Origin of the sequence: Stieleria sp., from assembly GCF_041595215.1 — a bacterium.
GTDB classification, from domain to species: domain Bacteria; phylum Planctomycetota; class Planctomycetia; order Pirellulales; family Pirellulaceae; genus Stieleria; species Stieleria magnilauensis.
In genome coordinates this window covers 1-9,059 of the sequence record NZ_JBFHKV010000248.1, presented here as the reverse complement: position 1 = coordinate 9,059, position 9,059 = coordinate 1, and the positions used below count along the sequence as shown (strand labels likewise).

The following is a 9,059-nucleotide window of genomic DNA, read 5'->3' as shown; positions in this document are numbered from 1 at the left end:
CCGTACCTGGCGGGACCGGCGACCTATCCGCAGCCGACCAGTTCATTCGGACCGGCAGTCTCGCAGCAAGGCGTCAACCCGAACGACTCGCGGATGGCCGAACTGAACCGGCGGGTGCAATTGCTCGATGACAACAATCGCCAACTGCACACGCAACTGGCCCAAAGCGAACAGCAGGCACAGGTGTATCGCGAGGAACTGAACCTCGTCCGCAAACAGCTGGCCGACACCAACCAACAACTCGAGACCGCGTCGATCGCCGCCCGCGAGGCTCAGAACAAGGTCCGTGGATTCCAAGCTTCGACGCAAATGCGGGGCGGGGCTTCGATCCAACCCAACACCAACCTCAGCCGACTCGCCTCACAGCTCAACCTCGGCGGGCTGCCCGTTCAGCAAGACGGCGACCGGATTCGAATCGCGATTCCCAGCGACCAACTGTTCGCTCCCGGCACGGCACAGCTGATCCAGCAATCGGCCCAAGTGCTCGACCCCGTCGCCGCACAACTGCGAAGCCTGTTCCCGCGGCAACGCATCGGGATCGAAGGCTACACCGACAACGTTCCGGCAACAGCCGGTGGCTCGGCTGCCAGCCACCAACTCGCCTCCGCACAAGCCTCCGCCGTCCTGGACATGCTGACCCGACGCGCCGGCATGCCACTGGGGCAATTCTTTATCGTCGCCCAAGGTGCCAACCGCCCCGTGCAACCCAACGCCTCGGCGGCAGGTCGAGCGGCCAACCGACGCATCGAGTTGGTGATCTACCCGGAAACGTTTTAAGCAGTTCCAGGTTTCAAGTTCCAGGTATCAAGTTCGTTCAACCTGAAACCTCAAACCTGAAACTTGGAACTTAAAACCTGAAACTCCCCACTCCCTACTCCGGCGGCAGATCGGCGGAGATGTCGAAGCGATTCCAGCACCACGCGGTCACCAGGATGGCGCTGACGGCCATTAGCCAGGTCCCTGCGACGGCGCCAAAGACGTAGACGGGGACCGACAGCGGATCGCTGAAGATCGATTTGCAAATCGACACCCAAACCAGCAGCGCCCCGACGGCGGCGGCGATCAACGTCGCCTTGCCGAGGAACATCACGTTCGCCCTGACGACCATCCCGAACCCTTGTGCGTTCTCGTGGTGCGGGTACGCCAGAAACAATGCATTTTCGGTCGCGAAGGTGAACACGGCCAACGCCGAAAGCATGCCGCCCCACCCGATGATCTGGGGCCAACCCGGACCGGCGACCGCCGCTGCAATTCCCAAGGTCGTCCATTGAAATCCGACCGTGATCAGGATCGGCAGCGTCAACTGGCCGAGCACGGCGTGGATCGGCCGCAGCGGTAGTGATCGCAACAACAACATCCGCTTCAAGTCGCGTCGAAAGTCCAACCGCAGTGCCGGTGGTGCCAGCAGCATCGTGCTCAGTGCGATCCCGGCAACGACAAACGCCCATTGGTTCCCGACACGTCCGGTCAACAGCGGCGAAAGACAGAGCAGCGTGGGGACCAGAAAACTAAACAAGATCGTTCCATAGTAACGCCGGATCGAGAGTGCTTGTCGCCAAACCAACGCCACCGATTCGCCCATCCGCCGCGGCAGAATCGCTTCGATGCGATCGGCCAACGTCTCGTCGCAACGCGTACCTGTTGGGTTGGCGCGGCTGCTTGCCGGTGAATGAAAATCACCCGCACGCAAGCGTGCTTGTTCGCGAGCCAGTGTCGATCTCCTGGCCCAGCCATCGACACGAACCAGGGCCAGGATGGCGAACGGTACCAGCATGACCGATGCCAACATTTGAACCGCGGTGTGCGTGGTGATGTCGACCGTTGTTGCCAGTAACGCGGCGGGACGCCAACCGATCGCCAGCCACTGAACGGCATCACAGGATGCAATTTGTCCGATCGCGCGAAAACTGTTCAGCACATAAACCCCGGGCAGTGAACCGGCGGGTGTGATCGCGACCAGTTGGCCGAAGAACTGAATGATGGTTGCCAACGCAATCGCGGACAACGCAATCCTCGCCCCCACGAGATGACGACGCGAAAGCCCGCTCACGAAACGCTGCCAGATCATCCGCACCGTTTCAAGCAACACCAGCGCGGCGAAGACTCCGGTCGCTAACAGACCGGCGTGCCGGACATCCGGCGCCAGCGCGACGACCAGGAAGAACGTCTTCAACAACGCCGAAAAGAAGACCGTGTTGACTTTGTAGGCCGCCACCGTCGATCGCTTCAGCGGCGCACCGCCGAGCCAGAGGTTTTCCGCGGCGGTGTATTCCATGTCGACCTGTTTGTCGGTCCAGACGCACCGCACGGCGTGGTAAATCAGGTACAGCACCATGCCGCCGGATAGCCACAACCGCAACGACTCCGGATCCGCGGTCCGCCGCGCCGCCAGGATCAAGAACCCGTTCAACACGTAGGCACACAGAAAAATCACGGCGATCGCCGAGGCCACGATACGGCGCGGCGACCGCATGCGATTTGCCGCGCGTTGAAGCCGAAACAGACTGCGTCGCAACGTCAGCCAGATCAGATGTTTGTGGGGTGACGACATGGGACGAGGTTGTGGTCAAGCTGAAAAGAAAAGTGGAACAGGCTTCCAGCCAGGTAAGACAGCTGATGCAGTCTGGAAGCCCAGCACGTGATCATCAAACCGTCAGCGCCGCGGTCGCTTCGAAATAGGCTTCCTCAAGCGATTGTGCACCGGGGAACTCCGCTCGCAGTTGATCGACGTCACCGTAGTACTGCAGTTTGCCATGCTGCATGACAATCAAATGCGTGCACACGTCCTGGATCATCGCCAACAAGTGACTGGAAATGATGATCGTCGCGCCGGCTGCGGCGCGTTGTTTGATCGATTCAAGCAGGCGTCGAATGCCGGGCGGATCGAGGCCCGTCATCGGTTCGTCCAGCAGCAACACGGCCGGGTCGTACAGGTACGCACAACAGATCGCGAGTTTCTGACGCATGCCGCGAGAAAGCGTCGTCGCCCCGGCGTTGGTCTTGTCGGTGAGCTGGAAATAATCGAGCAACTCGGCGGATTTTTCGCGATGATTGGGCACCTCGTAGATTCGGCCGATGAATTCCAGATGCTGAGCAACGGTCAGGTCATCGAACAACGGCGGGTCGTCGGGGACGTACGCCAGACGCCGTTTGAGTTCCATCAACGTCGTCGCGCCGCCGTGCGACAAATCGCACCCCGCAACGCACAAACTGCCATCGGTCGCAGGGATTAAACCGGCTAAGCAACGCATCGTGGTGGTCTTTCCAGCCCCGTTGGGCCCCACCAAACCGCCTATGTTTCCGGGCTGGAGCGAAAAGGAGACCCCGTCGACGGCCAAGTGGTCTTCGTAGAGTTTGCGGAGCTCGTGGCAGCGGAGCATCGGGATTTGCAGTTGATTTAGGGGGCGTGGGCATACAGGCTGCTGCAAGGTTAGGTTACGCTTCGTGGATGTGTCGGCCGACTCGAAATAACCACTGGCCGATGGCCGGACGATTGAGACTCAAAGCTGATGAACGAGAAGCTGCCGCTAAAAAACCAAATCGACGGGTTGCCCGCACAGCACCCCCGCCGTACGGCGTACAACTTCGCCCGCTGGCGTGAAGCGATGGAACTCTCGCACGCGATGCTGATGGCGGGTCTGAGACATAAAATCGGTCCCGAGGGCGACCTCCGATCTGCGTATCATCAATGGAACGCCGAACGCAGACAACGCAAACTCGCCGCTTACGAACGCGCCGCAGAGCGATATTTTCAACGGATCAAAACCATGAAACTCGAGGAGGAGAAACACGATGCCACCGACAGCGGTGATTGACACCCTCGCGATCCTCTGGCCGGAAATCGCCAAGTCCGAAATCCCTGCCGCGATTGCTGGCGGACTTGCGCTGTCGTTCTGGGGAAGTGTCCGTAGCACTCAGGACATTGTCATTTCGCTGCTGCAGTCGGATCTCGATCAGATCTCACCACTTCTGTCTCGACTAGGATTTCAACAGCAACGTCCTTCGGGCAAGCGATTGGGGCTATTCGAGTTGACGCAGTGGGAATACCAGCCGGCAGACTTTTTCGTGACCGTTGAGATCGACTTGCTCGTCGGCGACAGCGAGTACTATGAAAACGTGTTGGAAAATGCGACGGACGCAACAGTCGAGGGTGTCGATGCACCGGTCCGCGTCATTTCACGCGAGGATCTGATCATTCATAAGTTATTCGCAAACCGATTGATCGACCAAGCAGACGTGCAAGAACTGTTTGCATTGCACAACACCGAAATCGACCGAGAGTATTTGTATCGTTGGGGACAGATACTTGGAATTCGAACCGAGCTTGACGCCGCGGTCGCGCAGTTTGAATCGCAATGATCAATCCCTATCGAGCGCCGATCGATGCGGAGGATTCCGCGGAACTTGCGGACAATCCTTCGGCAGAGTTTCTCGTCACCAGGCCGCAGCTTCGGTTTGCCGAGTCCAAGTTTCTGCTGTACCGATGCGGTGGTCGTTTGACATTGGCATCCTTCGTGATGATCGCCCTATCATTCTTGGTCGCGTTTGATGGTTTACTTCCACTGGGCCCGTCAGCCGCGACCGGTGGATTTCAGGTTCCCATGGTGCTGCGTCAGCTTGCCGTCATGGGGCTTGCGACGATCGTCTATCTGGGATTGATTGTCGGTGTACGCAAGACGTCGAGACAACAACTCGCCACACTCGGCATCGTCGAGGGTGCCGGACTTTCGGTCCGCGTCAGCGATGGATTGCTTCAATGGGCCGGTCCGAACGGAAATTTCACCACACCGTTGCCCCAAACTCGACCGATCCGAACGCGCAAGGGGTTGATCGTCGTGGTCGATCGCGACCTGTATCTGTTCATTCCCAAAGATGCCGCCTTCACCGGCGGTTGCTATCGAGAATTTGTACGCGCCGTCGAGGCGTAAGCTTCGCTGCCAGCGTGGTGCAACGCGGCTTACGCGACGATGATGCCGATGATTCCCGCGACGACCACGTAGTACAGAAACACCATCGCGGTGATGCGAATGATGTCGCCTTCACGGCCGACCAGTCCCACAACGGCACAGGCCGCGACGACGTTGTGCACACAAATCGTGTTGCCCGCCGCTCCGCCGACCGCTTGCAACGCGACGATCCAAATCGGATCGGCACCGATGTTTTGGCCGACCTGAAATTGGAACAGAGAAAACATCATGTTGCTGATCGTGTTGCTGCCGGCGACGAACGCGCCGAGTCCTCCTACCAACGGTGACAGCAACGGCCAGGCACCGCCGACCAACGAAGAGACTCCGCCGGCGAGGACCTTGGGCATCGAATCAAACCCCGCTTCACCACCCGTGCTGTTGATAAACAGCTGAACCATCGGTACCGCAAACAGCAATGCCAGCGATGCCGACACGACCATCCGCATCGAACGCGTTGTCGCTTCGATGACCGCCCGCTTGGACATGCGGTGCAACGGAATCGTCAGCAAACAAACCAACACGAACAGTGCGCCGGGCAGATACAGCGGCGCAACCGGTTTGACGCTGATGTCGGACCCGAACAAATTTTCTGTCAACGCGGCGTCGGTCGGAATCGTGATCGACTTGAGCCACTGGCCGATCTCAAGCGAGGGCAACCGCGTCAACACCAACAACACGGCAATCATCAAGTACGGCGCCCACGATCGCACGATGGACAGGCGGTGATCGGCGTCCTTCAGGCGGATGTCGACGTTGCCGTTCCAATCGGCCGGCCAGTGCGAGGCGTCGGCAAAGTCCCAGGCCGGTTCGGAAGGCAACAACCAACCCCGTCGCGCCAGCGGCACCGTCAACGCCAACCCGACCAGAGCGCCGATCAACGATGGAAACTCGGGACCCAGCGTGTTGGCAATGATCGTCGAAGGAATGGTCATCGACAGCGACGCAAACAACGCGAAGGGCCAGATCCGCAACCCTTCGCGCCAGGAGCGGTTGACCCCAAAAAAACGTGTCATCACCGCAACGACGAATAACGGGATCAGCAGCCCGCAAAGCAGATGAACAAAGGCAACGCGGCCGCCGACCAACGGCAGCAAGGTGGACCAGATGTCGTCGCCGGCACCGAGCCGGTTCCGGGCATAGGCGACGACCGTCTCGCTGCCGCTGAGTCCGTTTTTGACGCCGATCAAGATCGGAGTACCCACCGCACCAAACGACACCGGCGTGCACTGGATCAACATGCCGCTGACCACCGCCGACTTGGCCGGGAACCCCAGTCCCACCAACAGCGGTACACACACGGCCGCGGGAGTTCCGAATCCCGCGCTGCCTTCGATGAACGATCCGAACAACCAGGCAATCAAGATGACCTGAACACGGCGATCCGGGGTGATGTCCGTGAATCCCCGCCGAATCACCGCCAGCGCCCCGCTTTCGCTGAGCGTGTTGAGCAGCAGGATGGCACCGAAAATGATGAACAACAACTGAGCCGTGACGACCAATCCATTGACCGACGCCGCGGCGATCGTTGCCGTGTCCAGTTGCCATACAAAGTACGCCAACACCACCACGCTGACGTACGCGATCGGCATCGCCCGGGACGCCGGCATCCGCAACGCGACCAGCAGAACGGCAACAACCAGAATCGGTGTGAAAGCCAGCAGCGGTGCGATCGTTTCCATGGCGGACGTCTTGGAGGGTGTGGAGGGTGTGGAAGAAATCGGGCGTTCGGCCTGGCAGAGGGCGTCAGCGTTTAGACAGCTTGAGAAACCCTCCCGGAGGGCATTGGTATCTACACATCTTTTGCATGTCAGATTTCGTGTATCAGATCGGTTTTAAGTGGATGGTTTCGGCCAACGGCCGTTTACATCCATAGCCTTGGGCACCGCCCAAGGTCCGCAAACGAGAACGAGAGGGATTGGCCAACGGCCATACACACTTGCCTCGGCAACTGCGAAGGTTGTGCATGGCCGTTGGCCAAATTGAACCTCGTGGCCATCAGGTCCCTGGGGCGGCGCAACCCTCGCAAATGCTCGGTTTGCTTGCCCCAGGCTAGGGATATGCATGCCCTTTGGGCAATAAGTGACTTGTGTAGATACCGATGCCCAGAGGGAGGGTGACTCTGAAATGTGTTGGAAGCGTGGCTCGCTTGCCTCAGCGGCTCTTCTCGTTGGCTAAGAACCGGAACAACTCCGCCCCGAGTTCTTCAACCACCTCTCGATTCGTCTCCGCCAGATCCATCGACTCGGTCGGATCGTTGTCCAGATCGTACAGCTGCCAAGGCGTGCCGAAGGGGCGACCCAAGGGCCTTTCACGTCCGCCTGAACCGTCACTGAAAACCAGCTTCCACTTTCCATCGCGGATCGCGAACGTTCCATTTGCGGAATGATTCACGACGGGCGCGCGTCGAAACTGCTCGTCGTTTCCTCGTAGCAACGGCACGATGCTGAAGCTGTCCGGCGCGGCCTGTTCAGCCGGCGGCAGCTTGGTCCCGGCCAACTCCGCCGCGGTCGCAAACAAGTCCACGTGACAGATCGGTTGATCGCTGCGAGACCCCGGTTGGATCGTGCCCGTCCAGCGGGCAAAAAACGGGACGCGGTGACCACCTTCCCAGATGTCTGCTTTGGTGCCGCGCCAGGGGCCATTGGCTTTGTGGTTGCCTTCGTAGTACGCCTGGATCGTCTCATCGCTGACATGACCCGGCTGGTCGGCGTCGCTCTGGCGTCGCATGAACGAGCCGTTGTCACTGGTGTAGATCACCAACGTGTTTTCGGCGAGACCGGATTCGTCGATCGCCTGCAAGACTTGACCGACCGTCCAATCAACCTGCGACACGAAATCCCCATACGGGCCGAGCTTGGTCGTCCCGGCGAATCGACCGTGTGGCCAAACGGGTTTGTGCGGAGCGGTGAGCGGAAAATACAGGAAGAACGGTTGGTCTTGGTCGGCCCGCGAGCGAATGTGCTGGGAAGCCTGCGCGGTCAATTCATCCAAACAATCTGGAATCGAAAAATCTGAACCCAGTTCGCCTTTTCGCAGATACGCTGGAAATCCTTTGGCCGGTTGGATCCGATCGGGTTTGCCGGTGATCCGATGGCCGTCGACGTAAACATAGGGAGGGAAATCGAGCGAGGCGGGGATGACCAGTGAACGATCGAAGCCGGCATCGACTGGTGAATAGCTGAGCGGTTTGGTCCAATCCCATTGGCCTTCGGCGTCTTTTTGAAACCCGAGGCCGAGGTGCCATTTGCCGATGACCGCCGTATGGTACCCGTGCTGTTTGAGGTGCGACGCAACCGTCGGTCGGTCCGTTTCGATCAAGGGCGTTCCGTATCCGTTGAGCACCCCTCGTTTTAATTTGCTCCGCCAACAATAACGTCCGGTCAACGTGGCGTAGCGAGTCGGCGTGCAAACCGCGGAGGGGGAGTGTGCGTCAGAAAACGTCATGCCCTCGGCGGCCAGTCGATTCAGATTCGGTGTGGCGATCTTGGAATCTGGGTTGAGGGCTTGGACGTCGCCATAGCCCATGTCGTCGGCGAGGATAAACACAATATTCGGCCGATCGGCGGCCTGGACGGTGATCGCAAGGATCAGCGAGCAAAAACAGAGAACGTATTTCATGGAGATGGAGGTCGTGGGGGCCTGCTGGTCAATCGAAAGGGTTCAACGCAACGCGGCGTTTTCGAAGTCGCACCACGGCGTTGTCGAGTTGGTGCCACGCATCATAACCGGCTCAAATGCCGTCTGCTTGACCGTTCTTTGTGGCGAGGAAGCGGCGCACCCGCTGCTCTGCCTTTTGCGGTGGGGCCGCCAAATCGATTCCCAGCGGCAGCGGTCATAACCGTCACAGGCGGATTGGTCCGTTCAGTCAGCGCGAGATTGCCTGGCCGTTGCCCCGCATTGGTACGTCCCGTGGATGAGGCGAATCTCCGCCATCCTTTTGTGGCTTAGGTATTGGGAGGTGAAGACGACGGACACGGGGGCAGTGGCGTCGTTTTTCGCCAGCTCTGCTCACACTTTACTGGATCTTCAACCTTGTCGGCGAATCACCCCCCACGCGTTTTCGACTTCTTCCTGTTGGAGGACCGCGTTCTG

General features: G+C 59.4%; 8 protein-coding genes. 4 read left to right on the top strand and 4 right to left on the bottom strand.

The features are described 5' to 3' along the window. Positions 1–777: OmpA family protein (locus ABX749_RS11825; RefSeq protein ID WP_372896160.1), on the top strand; the 777-nt coding region annotated here is incomplete at its 5' end. Positions 778–871: 94 nt separating this feature from the next. On the opposite strand, the gene ABX749_RS11820 is transcribed toward ABX749_RS11825, so the two are convergent. Both ABX749_RS11820 and ABX749_RS11815 read right to left on the bottom strand, forming a co-directional pair. Further along, positions 872–2,551, bottom strand: coding sequence for a hypothetical protein (locus ABX749_RS11820; protein WP_372896159.1), 1,680 nt, complete (start codon positions 2,549–2,551; stop codon positions 872–874). A gap of 94 nt (positions 2,552–2,645) precedes the next feature. Continuing rightward, positions 2,646–3,380 carry an ABC transporter ATP-binding protein gene (locus ABX749_RS11815; RefSeq protein ID WP_372896158.1) on the bottom strand — a complete coding sequence of 245 codons (735 nt, stop codon included), beginning with the start codon at positions 3,378–3,380 and terminating at the stop codon, positions 2,646–2,648. Positions 3,381–3,509: 129 nt separating this feature from the next. On the opposite strand from ABX749_RS11815, the gene ABX749_RS11810 reads away from it, so the two are divergent. From ABX749_RS11810 to ABX749_RS11800, 3 genes are read left to right on the top strand one after another with little or no spacing between them, the layout of a single operon-like run. Further along, positions 3,510–3,815, top strand: coding sequence for a hypothetical protein (locus tag ABX749_RS11810; protein ID WP_372896157.1), 306 nt, complete (start codon positions 3,510–3,512; stop codon positions 3,813–3,815). Further along, a complete protein-coding gene (locus tag ABX749_RS11805; protein WP_372896156.1) occupies positions 3,808–4,359 on the top strand; it encodes a hypothetical protein in 552 nt (183 codons plus the stop codon). Before ABX749_RS11810 ends, ABX749_RS11805 begins: the two co-directional genes overlap by 8 nt. Further along, the gene (locus tag ABX749_RS11800; protein WP_372896155.1) at positions 4,356–4,928 is read left to right on the top strand and encodes a hypothetical protein; all 573 of its coding nucleotides are present in this window, start codon (positions 4,356–4,358) and stop codon (positions 4,926–4,928) included. Before ABX749_RS11805 ends, ABX749_RS11800 begins: the two co-directional genes overlap by 4 nt. A gap of 29 nt (positions 4,929–4,957) precedes the next feature. On the opposite strand, the gene ABX749_RS11795 is transcribed toward ABX749_RS11800, so the two are convergent. Both ABX749_RS11795 and ABX749_RS11790 read right to left on the bottom strand, forming a co-directional pair. Continuing rightward, positions 4,958–6,646, bottom strand: a complete 1,689-nt coding sequence (locus ABX749_RS11795) for an L-lactate permease (protein WP_372896154.1) — start codon at positions 6,644–6,646, stop codon at positions 4,958–4,960. Between the two features lie 472 nt (positions 6,647–7,118). Next, positions 7,119–8,585, bottom strand: coding sequence for an arylsulfatase (locus tag ABX749_RS11790; RefSeq protein ID WP_372896153.1), 1,467 nt, complete (start codon positions 8,583–8,585; stop codon positions 7,119–7,121). Positions 8,586–9,059: the final 474 nt, after the last annotated feature.

Bases quoted from the DNA above. Each gene is read 5' to 3' on its own strand.
- ABX749_RS11795 (WP_372896154.1), bottom strand. From the start codon at position 6,646: ATGGAAACGATCGCACCGCTGCTGGCTTTCACACCGATTCTGGTTGTT.
- ABX749_RS11800 (WP_372896155.1), top strand. From the start codon at position 4,356: ATGATCAATCCCTATCGAGCGCCGATCGATGCGGAGGATTCCGCGGAA.
- ABX749_RS11815 (WP_372896158.1), bottom strand. From the start codon at position 3,380: ATGCTCCGCTGCCACGAGCTCCGCAAACTCTACGAAGACCACTTGGCC.
- ABX749_RS11790 (WP_372896153.1), bottom strand. From the start codon at position 8,585: ATGAAATACGTTCTCTGTTTTTGCTCGCTGATCCTTGCGATCACCGTC.
- ABX749_RS11820 (WP_372896159.1), bottom strand. From the start codon at position 2,551: ATGTCGTCACCCCACAAACATCTGATCTGGCTGACGTTGCGACGCAGT.
- ABX749_RS11810 (WP_372896157.1), top strand. From the start codon at position 3,510: ATGAACGAGAAGCTGCCGCTAAAAAACCAAATCGACGGGTTGCCCGCA.